14 protein-coding genes and 2 tRNA genes are annotated in these 16,954 nt (G+C 70.1%); 2 read left to right on the top strand and 14 right to left on the bottom strand.

All coding sequences use genetic code 11. The annotated features are described in order from the left end of the window. Positions 1 to 9 precede the first annotated feature (9 nt). From mrdA to AC07D6_RS01130, 8 genes are all read right to left on the bottom strand, one after another. On the bottom strand, positions 10 to 2,202 hold the full coding sequence (mrdA, locus tag AC07D6_RS01165; protein ID WP_479041028.1) for a penicillin-binding protein 2: 2,193 nt from the start codon (positions 2,200 to 2,202) through the stop codon (positions 10 to 12). 67 nt (positions 2,203 to 2,269) lie between these two features. After that, complete coding sequence (mreD, locus tag AC07D6_RS01160) at positions 2,270 to 2,935, bottom strand: rod shape-determining protein MreD (RefSeq protein ID WP_315878029.1); 666 nt, start codon at positions 2,933 to 2,935, stop codon at positions 2,270 to 2,272. Positions 2,936 to 2,939: 4 nt separating this feature from the next. Continuing rightward, positions 2,940 to 3,932, bottom strand: coding sequence for a rod shape-determining protein MreC (gene mreC / locus AC07D6_RS01155; RefSeq protein ID WP_479041025.1), 993 nt, complete (start codon positions 3,930 to 3,932; stop codon positions 2,940 to 2,942). Positions 3,933 to 4,031: 99 nt separating this feature from the next. Continuing rightward, positions 4,032 to 5,051, bottom strand: coding sequence for a rod shape-determining protein (locus AC07D6_RS01150; RefSeq protein WP_315878122.1), 1,020 nt, complete (start codon positions 5,049 to 5,051; stop codon positions 4,032 to 4,034). Positions 5,052 to 5,311: 260 nt separating this feature from the next. Then, a complete protein-coding gene (gene ndk, locus AC07D6_RS01145) occupies positions 5,312 to 5,725 on the bottom strand; it encodes a nucleoside-diphosphate kinase (protein ID WP_479041022.1) in 414 nt (137 codons plus the stop codon). 214 nt (positions 5,726 to 5,939) lie between these two features. Beyond that, on the bottom strand, positions 5,940 to 6,293 hold the full coding sequence (locus tag AC07D6_RS01140; RefSeq protein ID WP_315878026.1) for a DUF4233 domain-containing protein: 354 nt from the start codon (positions 6,291 to 6,293) through the stop codon (positions 5,940 to 5,942). Between the two features lie 5 nt (positions 6,294 to 6,298). Next, on the bottom strand, positions 6,299 to 7,813 hold the full coding sequence (folC, locus tag AC07D6_RS01135; RefSeq protein ID WP_315878025.1) for a bifunctional tetrahydrofolate synthase/dihydrofolate synthase: 1,515 nt from the start codon (positions 7,811 to 7,813) through the stop codon (positions 6,299 to 6,301). 102 nt (positions 7,814 to 7,915) lie between these two features. Beyond that, positions 7,916 to 10,537, bottom strand: a complete 2,622-nt coding sequence (locus AC07D6_RS01130) for a valine--tRNA ligase (protein WP_479041020.1) — start codon at positions 10,535 to 10,537, stop codon at positions 7,916 to 7,918. A 138-nt stretch (positions 10,538 to 10,675) separates the two neighbouring features. Between AC07D6_RS01130 and AC07D6_RS01125 the strand changes: the two genes are divergently transcribed. Continuing rightward, positions 10,676 to 11,641 (top strand): hypothetical protein, encoded by a 966-nt coding sequence (locus tag AC07D6_RS01125; RefSeq protein WP_479041018.1) that lies wholly within the window; start codon positions 10,676 to 10,678, stop codon positions 11,639 to 11,641. Between the two features lie 72 nt (positions 11,642 to 11,713). Here AC07D6_RS01125 and clpX read toward each other — a convergent pair whose 3' ends face one another. The 5 genes from clpX to AC07D6_RS01100 all read right to left on the bottom strand — a co-directional run bounded on the left by clpX (position 11,714) and on the right by AC07D6_RS01100 (position 16,358). Beyond that, positions 11,714 to 12,997, bottom strand: a complete 1,284-nt coding sequence (gene clpX, locus AC07D6_RS01120) for an ATP-dependent Clp protease ATP-binding subunit ClpX (protein WP_315878022.1) — start codon at positions 12,995 to 12,997, stop codon at positions 11,714 to 11,716. Between the two features lie 157 nt (positions 12,998 to 13,154). Continuing rightward, positions 13,155 to 13,814, bottom strand: coding sequence for an ATP-dependent Clp protease proteolytic subunit (locus tag AC07D6_RS01115; RefSeq protein ID WP_010470196.1), 660 nt, complete (start codon positions 13,812 to 13,814; stop codon positions 13,155 to 13,157). A gap of 70 nt (positions 13,815 to 13,884) precedes the next feature. Next, entirely contained in the window at positions 13,885 to 14,490 is a 606-nt protein-coding gene (locus tag AC07D6_RS01110) for an ATP-dependent Clp protease proteolytic subunit (RefSeq protein WP_315878121.1), read from the bottom strand. A 237-nt stretch (positions 14,491 to 14,727) separates the two neighbouring features. After that, positions 14,728 to 16,104 carry a trigger factor gene (tig, locus tag AC07D6_RS01105; RefSeq protein WP_479041015.1) on the bottom strand — a complete coding sequence of 459 codons (1,377 nt, stop codon included), beginning with the start codon at positions 16,102 to 16,104 and terminating at the stop codon, positions 14,728 to 14,730. Between the two features lie 177 nt (positions 16,105 to 16,281). Further along, a tRNA-Pro gene (locus tag AC07D6_RS01100) sits at positions 16,282 to 16,358 on the bottom strand. Between the two features lie 137 nt (positions 16,359 to 16,495). On the opposite strand from AC07D6_RS01100, the gene AC07D6_RS01095 reads away from it, so the two are divergent. Then, a tRNA-Gly gene (locus tag AC07D6_RS01095) sits at positions 16,496 to 16,566 on the top strand. A gap of 122 nt (positions 16,567 to 16,688) precedes the next feature. Here AC07D6_RS01095 and AC07D6_RS01090 read toward each other — a convergent pair. Beyond that, positions 16,689 to 16,883, bottom strand: a complete 195-nt coding sequence (locus tag AC07D6_RS01090; RefSeq protein ID WP_315878020.1) for a hypothetical protein — start codon at positions 16,881 to 16,883, stop codon at positions 16,689 to 16,691. Positions 16,884 to 16,954 lie beyond the last annotated feature (71 nt).

The following is a 16,954-nucleotide window of genomic DNA, read 5'->3' as shown; positions in this document are numbered from 1 at the left end:
GGTGGTCGGTCAGTCCCTCCAGACCGGCGGCGGGCCGGCGAGGCCCTGTTGTCCGTCGTCCTGTCCGTCGCCCTTCTTGGGCTTCTGCGCTTCGGGGTCGTACGGCTTGACGGTGGGCGCCTCGATGGTGCCGTCGGGCTGGATCTTCGGCAGGTCCTTCTGCGGCTTGGGCAGGAGGGCCCGCTTGAGGTCCTGGTTGCCCTCGTCGTCGAGGCCGTAGAGGGCGTCGTAGATGTTGCGGACCGCGGGGCCGGAGGCGCCGGAGCCGGTGCCGCCCTGGGAGATCGTCATGACGATCGTGTAGTCGTCGGTGTAGGTGGCGAACCACGAGGTGGTCTGCTTGCCGTACACCTGGGCGGTGCCGGTCTTGGCCCGCATCGGGATCTTGTCCTGCGGCCAGCCGCCGAACCGCCAGGCGGCGGTGCCGCCGGGCTCGACGACGGAGCGCAGGCCCTTGTCGAGGTCGCTGATGGTCTCGGCGTCGACCGGCAGCCTGCCGCGGGACTTGGGCTTGATCTCCTGGACCTTCTTGCCGTCGGGGCTGATCAGGGCCTTGCCGATGGTGGGCGCGAAGAGGGTGCCGCCGTTGCTGATGGCGGCGTAGGCGGTGGCGAGCTGGACGGGCGTGATGAGGACGTCGCCCTGGCCGATGGCGAAGTTGATGCTGTCGAACGCCTTCAGCTGGTTGCCTTCGAGGCAGTTCTCGTAGGCGATCTGCTCGACGTAGGTGCCGCCCTTCTTGCCCTGCTTGCACCAGGAGTCCTTGTTGGCCTCCCAGAACCTCTGCTTCCACTGGCGGTCGGGGATGCGTCCGCTGACCTCGTTCGGCAGGTCGATGCCGGTCTCGGAGCCGAAGCCGAAGTCGTGGGCGGTCCGGTAGAACCAGTCGTGGGCGTTCTTGTTCGGCTTGAGGCCGCCGTCGCGCTGCCACTCCTTGTGGCCGAGGGCGTAGAAGACGGTGTTGCAGGAGTACTTGAGGGCGTCCCCGAGGGTGATCGGGCCGTGCCCCTTGGACTCGAAGTTCGCGAAGCTCCGGCCGCCGAGGCTGTAGGAGCTGCTGCAGTTGTAGCGGTTGTCGAAGGGGTAGCCGGCCCGCACGGCCGCGCTCGCCGACACGACCTTGAAGACGGAGCCGGCGGGCGACTGGCCCTGGATGGCCCGGTTGAGCAGCGGGTAGTTGGAGTTCTTGCTGGTGAGCCTGGCGTACTCGGTGCCGGAGATGCCGCCGACCCAGGCGTTGGGGTCGTAGTCGGGCTGGGAGGCCATCGCGACGACGCGGCCGGTCTTGGACTCCATGACGACGACGGCGCCCGCGTCCGCCTTGTAGGGGCGGCCGGTGACCCTGTCGGTCTCCTTGCGGACGTTCTTCATCGCCTGGTGGAGCTCGTACTCGGCGACGGCCTGGACGCGGGCGTCGATGGAGGTGACGAGGGTGGAGCCGGGGACCGCCGGGTCGTTCTCCGCCTGGCCGAGGACGCGGCCGAGGTTGTCGACCTCGTAGCGGGTGACGCCGGCCTTGCCGCGCAGGTACTTGTCGTAGGTGCGCTCGATGCCGGAGCGGCCGACCTGGTCGGAGCGGAGGAACGGCGAGTCGGTGTCCTTGGCCTTCTCGATCTCCTCGTCGGTGACGGGCGAGAGGTAGCCGAGGACCTGCGCGGTGCGGGCCTTGCCGGGGGCCGGGTAGCGGCGTACGGCGGTGGGCTCGGCGGTGATGCCGGGGAAGTCCTCGGCGCGTTCGCGGATCTGCAGGGCCTGCTGCGTGGTCGCCTCGTCGGTGATGGGGATCGGCTGGTAGGGGGAGCCGTTCCAGCAGGGCTGCGGGGTCTTGGCGTCGCAGAGGCGGACCTTGTCCATGACCTCCTTGGGCGTCATGCCGAGGACGCCGGCGAGGCGGGTGAGGACGCCCTTGCCGCGGTCCTCCATGCGCATGAGCTTGGTGCGGGAGGCCGAGACGACCAGGCGGGTCTCGTTGTCGGCGAGGGGCACGCCGCGGGCGTCGAGGATGGTGCCGCGCACGGCGGGCTGGACGACCTGCTGGACGTGGTTGTTCTTCGCCTCGTTGGTGTACTCCTCGCCGTTGCGGATCTGGAGGTACCACAGGCGGCCGAGGAGGGTGAGGAGCAGGGAGAAGACGAGGACCTGGATGACGATGAGGCGGATCTGGACCCGCGGGGTCCGGCCCGTCTCGGGAATGTTGCTCACGACTCCCTCCCCCGGACGTCTCGGTTCGTTCGTGTCGCGTGCCGCTCTCGTCGCGGTCGGGCCGGCCTCACAGGCGCTTGACCCCCTTGATGCGGGCGGCGCGGGCGGCCCTGCCGCGGGCGGCCCGGGCGCGCAGCCCGCCGCGCCGTTCACCGACGCGCAGACCGGTGCCGCCGGCCGTCCAGCTCGCGGTGACGTCACCGCCGGCGGTGGCGGGCTCGGCGAGCGGGTCGTTGTCGGCCCGCCGGGCCAGCGCCATGATCCACGGCACGGTGAACGGCGCGAGCAGCAGGTCGTAGACGACGGCGGTGAGGATCAGCGAGGCGAGGCCGACGTGGCGGGCCCCGGTGTCGCCGACGAGGGCGCCGACGCCCGCGTACAGCAGCGTGGAGCCGATGGCGGCGGCGACGACCATGACCATCGGGCCGGCCGCGGACCGGGGCTGGCCGGTCTCCGGCCTGGTGAGCCCCGCGACGTAGCCGATGACGCACAGGACCAGGGCGTAGCGGCCGACGGCGTGGTCGGCGGGCGGGGCGAGGTCGGCGAGGAGGCCGGCGGCGAAGCCGATGAGGGCGCCGCTGACGTGCCCGTACACCATGGACAGGCTGAGGACGGTCAGCAGGACCAGGTCGGGGACGGCGCCGGGCAGGTGGAGGCGGGCGAGGACGGAGACCTGGACGACGAGGGCGACGACGACCAGGGTGCTGGAGAGCAGGATCCGGTTGAAGCGCATGGGACTACTCCTGCTCCTGCTCGTCGGTGCGGGGGGTCACGCCGGGCTGGGCGTTCATCCGCTCGTCCTGCTCGCCCTGCGGCTGCTCGCCGCCCGGGGACGGGGTGACCGTCACGGTGACCGTCGGGGCGGGCTTCGGCTTGGCGGGCAGGACCGTGTCGCGCGGGTCGGTGCGGGGGGCCTGGACGACGACGCCGACGATGTCGAGGCGGCTGAACCCGGCGTACGGGCGGACGAACAGCCGGCGGGTCAGGTCGCCGCTGGACGGGTCGACGCGGATGACCTCGCCGACGGGCACGCCGGGCACGAAGGGGCGGTCGGCCTGGGAGCCGAAGGTGACGAGCCGGTCGCCGGGCTTCACCTTCGCCTTGCCGTTGAGGAGCTGCACCGACAGCGGGCGCTCGCCCTGGCCGGTGGCGAAGCCCAGCTCGTTGGTGCGCTCTATCCGCGTGCCGACCGTGAAGTCCGGGTCGTTGGCGAGCAGCACGGTCGCGGTGGAGGGGCCGACGGTGGTGACGCGGCCGACGAGCCCGTCGCCGTTGATGACGGTCATGTCGCGGCGGATGCCGTCCCGGGAGCCGGCGTCGATGGTGACCGTCCAGGAGAAGCCCTGGGCGGCCCCTATGGCGACGACCTCGGCCGCCTTGATGCCGTACTGTCCCGCGCCGGCCGTCCTGAGCAGCTTGTCCAGCTCGCGGACGCGGTTGCGGTTGCGGTCGTCGCTGCCGAGCTTCACCTTCAGCTCGGCGTTCTCCCTCTCCAGCTGCGCGATGCGGCTGTGGCGCTCATCGGAGTCCCGTACGGCCCCGATCGCGTTGCCGATGGGGTCCACCGCGGACGCGACGCTGTTCTCGACCGGACCGAAGACGGTGGCGGCGACGCGCCGGGCTCCGTCGACCGGTGACTCCTCACCGCCGCGGATGTCCACCGTGATCAGCGCGAACGCGACGGCGACCAGAAGCGCCAGAAGCAGCCGGCTCTCTTTCGTGTCCCTCACGTGGGGCGGCCGTGCCTTCCTCGTAGGAATGTTTGTGCCGTTATACCAACGATCAGCCGTACGGGCCTGGCAACACCCGTACGGCTGATCGCGCACGCGCTATCTGCGGGGCTGGGCGTCCAGGACCTGCTGGAGCGCCTCGAACTCCTCGACGCACTTGCCGGAACCCAGCGCCACCGAGTCCAGCGGGTCCTCGGCGATGTGGATGGGCATGCCCGTCTCCTGGCGCAGCCGCTCGTCGAGGCCGCGCAGCAGGGCGCCGCCGCCGGTGAGGACGATGCCGCGGTCCATGATGTCGCCGGACAGCTCGGGCGGGCACTTGTCGAGGGTCGTCTTCACGGCGTCGACGATGGCGTTGACGGGCTCCTCGATGGCCTTGCGTACCTCCGAGGCGGAGATGACGACGGTCTTCGGCAGGCCGGAGACCAGGTCGCGGCCGCGGATCTCGGTGTGCTCGTCCTCGCCGAGCTCGTACGCCGAACCGATGGTGATCTTGATCTGCTCGGCGGTGCGCTCGCCGAGGAGGAGGCTGTACTCCTTCTTGACGTGCTGGATGATCGCGTTGTCCAGCTCGTCGCCGGCGACCCGGATGGACTGCGCGGTGACGATCCCGCCGAGGGAGATGACGGCGACCTCGGTCGTGCCGCCGCCGATGTCGACGACCATGTTGCCCGTGGCCTCGTGGACCGGCAGGCCCGAGCCGATGGCGGCCGCCATGGGCTCCTCGATGATGTGCACCTGCCGCGCGCCGGCCTGGGTGGACGCCTCGATGACCGCGCGGCGCTCGACGCCCGTGATGCCGGACGGCACGCAGACGACGACGCGGGGGCGGGCGAGATAGCGGCGCTTGTGGATTTTCAGGATGAAGTAGCGGAGCATCCGCTCGGTGATCTCGAAGTCCGCGATCACCCCGTCCTTCAGCGGGCGCACCGCGACGATGTTGCCGGGGGTCCGGCCGATCATCTTCTTCGCCTCTGCGCCGACCGCCAGGATGCCGCCGGTATTGGTGTTGATGGCGACGACCGACGGCTCGTTGAGGACGATGCCGCGACCCCTGACGTACACCAGCGTGTTGGCGGTCCCGAGGTCGACAGCCATGTCACGGCCGATGAACGACATTGAGTTCCCCTTGTTTCCCATGAGGAGCGCCGGGCCTTCCCATAGAGCGTTGACGGCTTCTCAGGACGGCGCGCTGGATCGTGTGGAGCGGAGGATTCCATCGTAGTGCCGCTTCCGCGAACACGGCGCGGTGGTCCGCCTCTATATAGGTGACGAAGTGTCGGAGCGATGCGTTCCCGGTCTCCCCCGTCATATGCCGAAGGGCGACCGAAATACCACTCGGTCGCCCCAGGTCGTGAGCGCGTATGGCTGACAGGAGGTCAGGAAAGGCCGGGGAAGAAAATCTTCAGTTCCCGAATGGCGGACTCCTCGGAGTCCGAAGCGTGGATCAGGTTCTCCCGGACGATGGTGCCGTAGTCGCCCCGGATGGAGCCGGGCGCCGCGGCGATCGGGTCCGTCGGGCCGGCGAGCTGGCGCACGCCCTCGATGACCCGCTCCCCCTCGACGACCACCGCGACGACGGGCCCGGAGGACATGAACGCGACGAGCGGCTCGTAGAAGGGCCGCCCGACGTGCTCGGCGTAGTGCTGCTCCAGGATCGCCCGGTCCAGCGTGCGCATCTCCAGCGCGGTGACGCTCCAGCCGGCCTTGCGCTCGATGCGGCCGATGATCTCGCCGATCAGCCCGCGCCGGACGGCGTCGGGCTTGAGGAGGACGAGGGTGCGCTGGGTCATGGTGTGCGGCTCCTTGCAGGCGTTCGTGCGGTGCACAGAGGTTACAGGGGGCCCCGAAAGGGAGGGGACCCCGGGCGGCGGCCCCGTCCCCGCGGGGTGCGGGGACCCCACCGTGAGCGGCGAGCCGTTCGTCATCGGCGGGCCGCCCCCGCGTCCGCGGGGAACGACGAGCCGCCCGCGGCGCGTGGTGCGTCGTCCGGCACCGGCGGTACGGCTACGCCGAGGAGGCGCCGGCCTCGTTCTGGGCGGCCCAGCGGGCCTTCGCCTCGTCGATCTTGCGGCCGAAGTGGAGGGACGCCCACCACAGACCCGCGAAGACCGCGCCGAGGAAGAACATGACCGGGACGACGAAGCCGCTCAGGACGAGGGCGATCTGCAGCGCCCACCCCAGCTGGACTCCGCCCGGACGAGTGATCATGCCGCACAGCAGCAGGCTCACCCCCATCAGGACGCCGCACACCGCCCAGACGGTGCCCATGCCCAGCTCCGGGTCCTTCATCGCCACCAGGCCCGCGAAGCCCAGCACGAAGAACTCGCCGATCAGCGTCGAGGCGCAGAGCGTACGCATGTGTGTCAGCCCTTCCGCAGGAGCAGCCGGGCTTCCCCGACCGTGATCACCGAACCCGTCACCAGCACACCGGCGCCCCCGAACTCGCCCTCTTCCTCGGCGAGCGTGATGGCCGCCTCCAGCGCGTCGTCGAGGCGCGGCTCGACGACCACCCGCTCCTCGCCGAAGACCTCCACCGCGATCGCCGCGAGCGCATCGGGGTCCATCGCCCGGGGCGTGGAGTTCGCCGTGACGACGACCTCCGCGAAGATCGGCTCGAACGCTTCGAGGAGCCCCCGCACGTCCTTGTCGCCGCTCGCGCCGACCACGCCGATCAGCCGCGAGAAGCCGAACGCCTCCCGGACGCCGTCCGCCGCCGCCTGCGCGCCCGCCGGGTTGTGCGCGGCGTCCAGGACGACGGTCGGGCTGCGCCGGACGACCTCCAGGCGGCCCGGCGACGCCACGGACGCGAAGGCCCGGCGGACCGTGTCGAGGTCCAGGGGGCGGGCGTGCTGCGCGCCGACCCCGAAGAACGCCTCGACCGCGGCGAGCGCCACCGCGGCGTTGTGCGCCTGGTGCGCGCCGTACAGGGGGAGGAAGACGCCCTCGTACTCGCCGCCGAGGCCGCGCAGGGTCAGCAGCTGGCCGCCGACGGCGACCTCGCGGGAGACGACGCCGAACTCCAGGCCCTCGCGCGCGACGGTGGCGTCCGTCTCGACGGCCTTCTTCAGCAGCACCTGCGCCGCGTCCACCGGCTGCTGCGACAGGATGACCGTGGCGCCCTGCTTGATGATCCCGGCCTTCTCGCCGGCGATCTGCGCGGGCGTGTCGCCGAGCCGGTCGGTGTGGTCGAGGGAGATCGGCGTGACGACGGCGACGGAGCCGTCGATCACGTTCGTCGCGTCCCAGGTGCCGCCCATGCCGACCTCGACGACGGCCACGTCGACCGGGGCGTCGGCGAACGCGGCGTACGCCATGCCGGTGAGGACCTCGAAGAACGACAGCCGGTACTCCTGGGCGCCGTCGACCATCTCGACGTACGGCTTGATGTCCCGGTACGTCTCGACGAACCGCTCGGCGCTGATGGGGGCGCCGTCCAGGCTGATCCGCTCGGTGATCGACTGGACGTGCGGCGACGTGTACCGGCCGGTGCGCAGGTCGAACGCGCCGAGCAGCGCCTCGATCATGCGGGCCGTGGAGGTCTTGCCGTTGGTCCCCGTGATGTGGAGGGAGGGGTACGCGCGCTGGGGCTCCCCCAGGACGTCCATGAGCGCGGCGATCCGCTGGACGGACGGCTCCAGCTTGGTCTCGCCCCAGCGGGTGGAGAGCTCCTGCTCGACCTCCCGCAGCGCCCTGTCGACCTCCGGGTCGGCGGGGCGCGCCGGTACGGGGTCGCCCTGCGGCGGTCCGGCCTGGGTGCGCAGGGTGCGGCTGCCGGCCTCGATCACCGCCAGGTCGGGGTCTCGGGTGGTCTCCGCCTCGACGATGCCGTCGAAGTCTTCGCTGTCCGGGTGGTCGCTGGACGAGGGCTGCTCACTCACGCCGTCCAGTCTACGGAGGGCCGCCGACACGGTCCGGCCCGACCCGCGCGCACGGCGGGGCCCCGGAACCGAACCGGTCCCGGGGCCCCGCCGTGGGAGGGGTCAGCCCTGCGGGAGGCCCGCCAGCTGGGCCTCGATGCGGGCGATGTCCTCGTTCGCCTTGGCGAGCCGCGTGCGGATCTTCTCGACGACCTGGTCGGGCGCCTTGGCGAGGAAGGCCTCGTTGCCGAGCTTGCCCTCCGCCTGGGCCTTCTCCTTCTCGGCCGCGGCGAGGTCCTTCGTCAGGCGCTTGCGCTCCGCCTCGACGTCGATCGTGCCCGACAGGTCGAGCGCGACCGTGGCGCCGGCGACCGGGAGGGACGCGGTGGCGTGGAAGCCCTCGCCCTCCGGCTGGAGGCGCAGCAACTGGCGGATGGCCGCCTCGTGCGGGGCCAGCGCCGTGCCGTCCAGGTCCAGGCGGGCCGGGACCTTCTGACCGGGCTGGAGGCCCTGGTCGGAGCGGAAGCGGCGGACCTCGGTGACGACGCGCTGGACGAGCTCGATCTCCCGCTCGGCCGCGTCGTCGCGGAAGCCGCTGTCCGCGGGCCAGTCGGCGACGACGAGGGACTCGCCGCCCGTCAGGGTGGTCCACAGGGTGTCGGTGACGAACGGGACGATCGGGTGCAGCAGGCGCAGCATCACGTCGAGGACCTCGCCGAGGACACGCGCGGAGACCTTCGCCTGCTCGCCGCCCCCGAAGAACGTCGTCTTCGACAGCTCGACGTACCAGTCGAAGACCTCGTCCCACGCGAAGTGGTAGAGGGCCTCGCTGAGCTTGGCGAACTGGAAGTCCTCGTAGTACGCGTCGACTTCGGCGACCGTCTTGTTGAGGCGGGAGAGGATCCACCGGTCCGTGGCGGACATCTTTGACGGCTCGGGCAGCGGGCCCTCCACCGTCGCGCCGTTCATCAGCGCGAAGCGGGTGGCGTTCCAGATCTTGTTGGCGAAGTTCCGGGACGCCTGGACCCAGTCCTCGCCGATCGGCACGTCCGTACCGGGGTTGGCGCCCTTGGCGAGGGTGAAGCGGACCGCGTCGGAGCCGTACCGGTCCATCCAGTCGAGCGGGTCGACGACGTTGCCGAAGGACTTCGACATCTTCTTGCCGCGCTCGTCGCGGACGAGGCCGGTGAGGGCGATCGTCTTGAACGGCACCTCGCCGTCCATCGCGTACAGGCCGAACATCATCATCCGGGCGACCCAGAAGAAGATGATGTCGTGGCCCGTCAGGAGGACGTCGGTCGGGTAGAACTTCTCCAGGTCCGGCGTCCGCTCGGGCCAGCCGAGCGTGGAGAACGGCCACAGGCCGGAGGAGAACCACGTGTCGAGGACGTCGGTGTCCTGCGTCCAACCCTCGCCGGTCGGCGGCTCCTCGTCCGGTCCGACGCAGACGACCTCGCCGTTCGGGCCGTACCAGACGGGGATGCGGTGGCCCCACCACAACTGGCGCGAGATGCACCAGTCGTGCATGTTGTCCACCCAGTCGAAGTAGCGCTTCGACATGTCCTCGGGGTGGATCGCGACCCGGCCGTCGCGGACGGCGTCGCCGGCCGCCCTCGCGAGCGGCCCGACCTTGACCCACCACTGGAGGGAGAGGCGGGGCTCGATGGTGGTGCTGCAGCGGGAGCAGTGACCGACGGAGTGGACGTACGGGCGCTTCTCCGCGACGATCCGGCCCTGCTCGCGCAGTGCGCCGACGATGGTGGAGCGCGCCTCGAAGCGGTCGAGTCCCTCGAACGGGCCGTGGACCGTGATGACGCCGCGCTCGTCCATGACGGTGAGCGACTCCAGGCCGTGGCGCTGGCCGATGGCGAAGTCGTTCGGGTCGTGGGCCGGGGTCACCTTGACGGCGCCGGTGCCGAACTCCGGGTCGACGTGCGTGTCGGCGACGACGGGGATCGTACGGTCCGTCAGCGGCAGCTTGATGCGCTTGCCGACCAGGTGCTTGTACCGCTCGTCGTCGGGGTGGACGGCGACGGCCGTGTCGCCGAGCATCGTCTCGGCGCGGGTGGTGGCGACGACGAGGCTGTCCTCGCCCTCGCCGTAGCGGATGGAGACGAGCTCGCCGTCGTCCTCCTGGTACTCCACCTCGATGTCGGAGATGGCCGTGAGGCAGCGCGGGCACCAGTTGATGATGCGCTCGGCGCGGTAGATCAGCTCGTCGTCGTAGAGCTTCTTGAAGATGGTCTGGACGGCACGGGACAGGCCCTCGTCCATGGTGAAGCGCTCACGGCTCCAGTCGACGCCGTCGCCCAGGCGGCGCATCTGGCCGAGGATCTTGCCGCCGTACTCCTCCTTCCACTGCCAGACCCGCTGGACGAACTCCTCGCGGCCCAGGTCGTGGCGGGACCTGCCCTCCTCGGCGAGCTGCTGCTCGACCTTGTTCTGGGTGGCGATGCCGGCGTGGTCCATGCCGGGCAGCCACAGCGCCTCGTAGCCCTGCATGCGCTTGCGGCGCGTGAGGGCGTCCATGAGGGTGTGCTGGAAGGCGTGGCCCAGGTGGAGGCTGCCGGTGACGTTCGGCGGCGGGATGACGATGGTGTAGGCGGGCTTGCCGCTCGCCGCGTCGGCCGTGAAGTAACCGCGCTCCACCCAGCTCTCGTACAGCTTCCCCTCTACCTCGGCCGGCGCGTACTGGGTCGGCAGTTCGGGGACGGATGCTGGCTGCTGCTGAGTGTTCTCGGTCACGGGCCCAGTTTAGAGGTGTCACAGCCGCGTACTGAAACGGGAATGTTCCGTGACGGTCCGGGCCCCGGGCCCCTCGGGGGGCGTCCCTTCGGCCAAGATGTGAGCGACGCGTAAACATCTGGATGGGGGAACCCCTCAATGAGCTACAACCAGCCGGGTCCGTACGGCGGGCAGCCCCAGCAGCCCGGGCCGTACGGCCAGCCGGGCCCCTACGGCCAGCCGGGTCCGTACGGCCAGCCGCCGCAGGCGCCGCAACCCGGTTACGGCTACCCGCAGCAGGCGCCGCCGCCCCAGCCGGGGTACGGCTACCCGCAGCAGGCGCCGGGTCCGTACGGCCAGCCGCCGCAGCCCGGCGCGTACGGCCAGCCCCCGCAGCAGCCCCCGTACGGCGGTCCGGGCCACCCGGGCGCGCCGGTCCCGCCGCAGGCCCCGAAGAAGAAGACGGGCCTGGTCATCGGTGTGGCGGCGGGTGCCGTGGCGCTGGGCGTGGGCGCGTGGTTCCTCTTCGGCGGGGGGTTCGGCGGCGGCCTGGAGGACGACGGGCCGCACAAGCTGGCGACGCCCGAGACGGTGCTCGGCGGCGAGTACAAGCGGACCAACAAGGAGGGCGCCACCAACGACTCGCTGGCGGGCGACCTGGGGAAGGCGGGCGTGCAGGACGGCACGTCCGTGACGGGGACGTACTCGACGCTCGACCCGAAGAAGATCGACCTGACGAACCCGTCGGCGTCGCCGGAGCTGATGACGGCGAAGTCGGTCAGCTTCACCGGCGTGTACGGCAAGATCGCGGACCCGGAGAAGACCCTGGACGCGTACTTCGCCGGGGTGCACGAGGAGGCGAAGAAGGACACCGACAGCAAGGCGAAGCTGGTCGGGTCCCCGGAGGAGATGAGCCCGGACGGCTTCAACGGCGTCATGAAGTGCCAGTCCATCGAGGGCGAGAACCTCGTGACGAAGCAGCGGCAGACCAACTGGTTCTGCGCGTGGTCGGACCACAGCACGTTCGCCGTGGTCTTCGCCAACGAGGCGACCAGGGGCCTCGGCAAGGACGCGGCGGCGCAGATCGCCGCCGACCTCCGCAAGGAGGTCCGCGTCAAGGCGTGAGCCCCGCGCGACGCGAAGGGCGCCCGCCGGGTTCCGTGGAACCGGGCGGGCGCCCTTCGTCGTACGGGGATGCTACGCGCTCTTCTCGTGGCGGCCCTGGTCCTTGACGACCCGGGGGACCAGGGTCGGGTTGACGTTGTTGTGGACGACGTCCTCGGTGATGACGACGCGGGCGACGTCCTTGCGGGACGGCACCTCGTACATCACCGACATGAGGACCTCCTCCATGATGGCGCGCAGGCCGCGGGCGCCCGTGCCGCGGAGGATGGCCTGGTCGGCGATGGCCTCCAGGGCGGGGCGGTCGAAGTCCAGCTCGACGCCGTCGAGTTCGAAGAGGCGCTGGTACTGCTTCACCAGGGCGTTGCGCGGCTCGACGAGGATCTTCAGCAGGGCCTCGCGGTCCAGGTTGTGGACGGAGGTGATCACGGGGAGGCGGCCGATGAACTCGGGGATCATCCCGAACTTCACCAGGTCCTCCGGCATGACCTCCTGGAACTGGTCGCTCGCCTCGATCTCCCGCTTGGAGCGGATCGTCGCGCCGAAGCCGATGCCCTTCGCGCCGGCCCGCGCCTCGATGATCTTCTCCAGGCCGGCGAAGGCACCGCCCACGATGAACAGCACGTTCGTCGTGTCGATCTGGATGAACTCCTGGTGCGGGTGCTTGCGGCCGCCCTGCGGCGGGACGGAGGCCGTCGTGCCCTCCAGGATCTTCAGCAGGGCCTGCTGGACGCCCTCGCCCGACACGTCGCGCGTGATGGACGGGTTCTCGCTCTTGCGGGCCACCTTGTCGATCTCGTCGATGTAGATGATGCCCGTCTCGGCCTTCTTGACGTCGTAGTCGGCCGCCTGGATGAGCTTCAGCAGGATGTTCTCGACGTCCTCGCCGACGTACCCGGCCTCCGTGAGCGCCGTCGCGTCGGCGATGGCGAAGGGGACGTTCAGCATGCGCGCCAGCGTCTGGGCGAGCAGCGTCTTGCCGGAGCCGGTCGGCCCCAGCAGCAGGATGTTGGACTTGGCGAGCTCGATCGCGTCGTCCCGGCCCTGCGCGCCGCCGTTCTCACCGGCCTGGACGCGCTTGTAGTGGTTGTACACCGCGACCGAGAGGGCCTTCTTCGCCGGCTCCTGGCCGACGACGTAGCCCTCCAGGAATTCGTAGATCTCGCGCGGCTTGGGGAGTTCCTCCCACCGCACCTCGCTCGTCTCGGCGAGTTCCTCTTCGATGATCTCGTTGCAGAGGTCGATGCACTCGTCGCAGATGTACACACCGGGGCCTGCGATGAGCTTCTTCACCTGCTTCTGGCTCTTTCCGCAGAACGAGCACTTGAGCAGGTCGCCGCCATCACCGATGCGTGCCACGAGGTGCTTCCCCTTCGCCTGGGAGCGGCTTGTTCGCAGCCGACTCCTGGTGCCTCATATCCGACGGTACCTTGCCGGGCCCCCCGTTCGGGCCCCCCTTGGCACGGTTCACGTCGTCGGGCGTCCGCGGCGTGCCGTGCCAAGGGAAGGTCGAGCGTCAGGCCGCCGCGGCCGCCGTGCTCTTGCGGGTCGACACGATCTGGTCGATCAGGCCGTACGCCAGGGCGTCCTCGGCCGTGAGGATCTTGTCGCGCTCGATGTCGTCGCGGATCTTCTCGATCGGCTGCGTGGAGTGCTTGGCGAGCATCTCCTCCAGCTGGGTGCGCATCCGGAGGATCTCGTTGGCCGCGATCTCCAGGTCGGAGAGCTGCTCGCGGCCGGTGCCGCCGGACGGCTGGTGGATCAGCACGCGCGCGTTGGGCAGGGCCATGCGCTTGCCGGGCGTGCCGGCGGCGAGGAGGACCGCCGCGGCGGAGGCCGCCTGGCCCATGCAGACGGTCTGGATGTCCGGCTTCACGAACTGCATCGTGTCGTAGATCGCCGTCAGCGCGGTGAAGGAGCCACCGGGGCTGTTGATGTAGACCGAGATGTCGCGGTCCGGGTCCATCGACTCCAGGCACAGGAGCTGCGCCATGACGTCGTTGGCGGAGGCGTCGTCGATCTGGACGCCGAGGAAGATCACGCGCTCTTCGAAGAGCTTCGCGTACGGGTCGTACTCGCGCACGCCCTGGGAGGTGCGCTCGACGAAGCGGGGGACGACGTAACGGCTGTCCACCTGCGGGCCGGTGTAGAGGCCGCTCGCGGAGAAGTTGCTCATGGGGTGTTCACCATCCTGATGGCGTTCGGCGGGCTGCTGGGGGCGGGGGCCGTCGGTGCGGCGGGAGGGCTCAGGCGCCGGTGCCGCCACCGCCCGGAACGCCCGAGGCGGCGGAGATGATCTCGTCGATCAGGCCGTACTCCTTGGCCTCGTCCGCGGTGAACCAGCGGTCGCGGTCGCCGTCGCGGATGATCGTCTCCACGGACTGGCCCGAGTGGCGCGCCGTGATCTCGGCCATGCGCCGCTTGGTGCGGAGGAGGTACTCGGCCTGGATCTTGATGTCCGAGGCCGTGCCGCCGATGCCGGCGGAGCCCTGGTGCATCAGGATGTCGGTGTTGGGCAGGGCGAAGCGCTTGCCCGCGGTACCGCCGGTCAGCAGGAACTGGCCCATGGAGGCGGCCATGCCCATGCCGATCGTGACCACGTCGTTCGGGATGTACTGCATGGTGTCGTAGATCGCCATGCCGGCCGTCACCGAGCCGCCGGGGCTGTTGATGTACAGGTAGATGTCCTTGTCCGGGTCGGCGGCGAGGAGCAGCATCTGCGCGGTGATCTTGTTCGCGATGTCGTCGTCGACCTGCTGGCCGAGGAAGATGATCCGCTCGCCGAGCAGCCGGTTGTACACATGGTCGCCGAGGCCACCACCGATGGACGGCTCACCCGCGGCGTAAGGCATCAGATTCGTCACGTATCCACCTGCTCGTCTCTGACGGCTGCGGCCGTCTCAGCGTCTCTCGTACCTGGGGGCGGGTACTCCCCTGCCCTCGTATTCATGGACCCTAACGCGCAGGTGGGCGGGCGCCATCCCGGTTCCCGAACTGTTCGCTGGGAGCGCAAGGTTCCTTGAGAACGGCGGCGGGCCCCGGTCGCGCAGTGCGTCCGGGGCCCGCCGCGGAGCTCAGGGCGAGGCCGCTCAGGCCTCGGTCCGCTCCTCGGCCTTCGCCTCGGAGGACTCGGCCGCCTCGGCCGTCTCGTCCTCGTCGTCGTCCATGACGACCGGCTCGCCGTTGGTGTCGACGACCTTGGCGGACTCGACGACGAGCGCCAGGGCCTTGCCGCGGGCGACCTCGCCGACGAGCATCGGGACCTGGTTGCCCTCGACGACGGCCTGGGCGAACTGGTCCGGGCTCATGCCGGAGGACGCGGCGCGGCGCATCAGGTGCTCGGTCAGCTCGTCCTGGTTGACGTTGAGCTTCTCCTTGGAGACGAGCTCGTCCAGGATGAACTGGGTCTTGATGCCCTTGACCGCCTGCTCCTTGGTCTCGGCGTCGAACTCCTCGACCGTCTTGCCCTGGAGCTCCAGGTACTTCTCCAGCGTGAGGCCCATCTGGCCGAGCTGGTGGTGCTCCAGGTTGTGCTTGCGGGTGTTGATCTCGTCCTCGAGGAGCTTCTCGGGGATCGGGACCTCGACCAGCTTCAGCAGCTCGTCCAGGACGCGCTCCTGGGCCTGGGTGGCCTGGTCGTACTGCTTCATGTTCTCGAGGCGCTTGCGGCTGTCGGCCTTCAGCTCGTCGAGCGTGTCGAACTCGCTCGCCATCTGGGCGAACTCGTCGTCCAGCTCGGGGAGCTCGCGGGCGGCGACCTGGGTGACCTTGACGGTGACCTCGGCCTCCTTGCCCTCGGCGGAGCCGCCCTTCAGCGTGGAGGTGAAGGTGGCCTCGCCACCGGCCTCCAGGCCGGTCACGGCCTCGTCGATGCCCTCCAGCAGCTCACCGGAGCCGATCGTGTACTGCACGCCGGTGGCGACGCCGTCCGGGAGGACCTCGCCGTCGACCTTGGCCTCCAGGTCGATCGTCACGACGTCGCCCTCGGCGGCGGCGCGCTCGACCGGGGAGGTCGAGGCGAAGCGCTCGCGCAGCTGCTCCACGGACTTCTCGACGTCCTCGTCGGTGACCTCGACGGCGTCGACGGTGACCTCGATGCCGGAGAAGTCCGGGATCTCGATCGCCGGGCGGATGTCGACCTCGGCGGTGAAGGCCAGCAGCTCGCCGTCCTTCAGCTCGGTGATGTCGACCTCGGGCTGGCCGAGGGGGTTGACCTCGGCCTCGTTGACCGCCTCGGTGTAGAGCTTCGGGAGGGCGTCGTTGACGGCCTCCTCCAGCACCGCACCGCGGCCGAACCGCTGGTCGATGACCCGGGCCGGGATCTTGCCCTTGCGGAAGCCCTTGACCGTGACCTGCTGGTTGATCTTCTTGTACGCCGCGTCGAGGCTGGCCTTGAGCTCCTCGAAGGGCACCTCGACAGTGAGCCGAACCCGAGTCGGGTTCAGGGTCTCCACGGCGCTCTTCACGGTTCGGTCTCCTTGGTGGCTGATTCTGGGTTTCAGCTGGGGCGCTGACTGCGGCGGCCCAGCGGATCGGCCCGGTCAGAGAGACACACGGGCACGCAGTTTGCATAGTAACCGCAAGGAGTACGGGCCCCACAACGTGATCTTGGTTGCGTCCGGCACGCGTGTGAGGGTCTGTCGTGGTCGGGGTGGCGGGATTTGAACCCACGGCCTTCCGCTCCCAAAGCGGACGCGCTACCAAGCTGCGCCACACCCCGTCGGTGCGACACGTAGGGTACATGGCCGCGGGCGCTGCGTCGGCACTTTAAAGGGGTGTGCGACCCGGCGCGGGAACCCGCTACGATGCTCTACGTGGCGCGGCCGTCGCCCCCCGGTGACGTGCGGTGTGCCGCTTGCGGGCGTAGCTCAATGGTAGAGCCCTAGTCTTCCAAACTAGCTACGCGGGTTCGATTCCCGTCGCCCGCTCTGTACGGATATCCGGCCCGGCCGGGTGAGCGATCACCCGGCCGGGCCGGAGTCGTCTCCGGGCGCGCCGAAATCGCCTCCGGGCCGGCCGGAGGCGGCCGGGAGGGCGCGGCCGGGCCCGGCTAGAAGTTGATCCTGCCGATGGACGCGGCTATCTCGTTGAGGATCTTGGAGATGGTCGGCCCGAGTCCGGAGGACGCGAGGAAGAAGCCGAACAGGGCGGCGACGACGGCGGGACCCGCCTTGATCGAGCCGCCGCGGATCATCACCACCAGGACGATCGCCAGCAACAGCACCACGGACAGCGAAATGGCCACGACTGATCCCCTCGGTCGGTCCGTCAGGACGGCCGGGGGCACACGGCCCGGCGACCCCCGCACGCGTCCAT

It is taken from the genome of Streptomyces sp. NPDC045287 (assembly GCF_056432325.1).
This window is presented reverse-complemented; position numbering and strand designations above follow the sequence as displayed.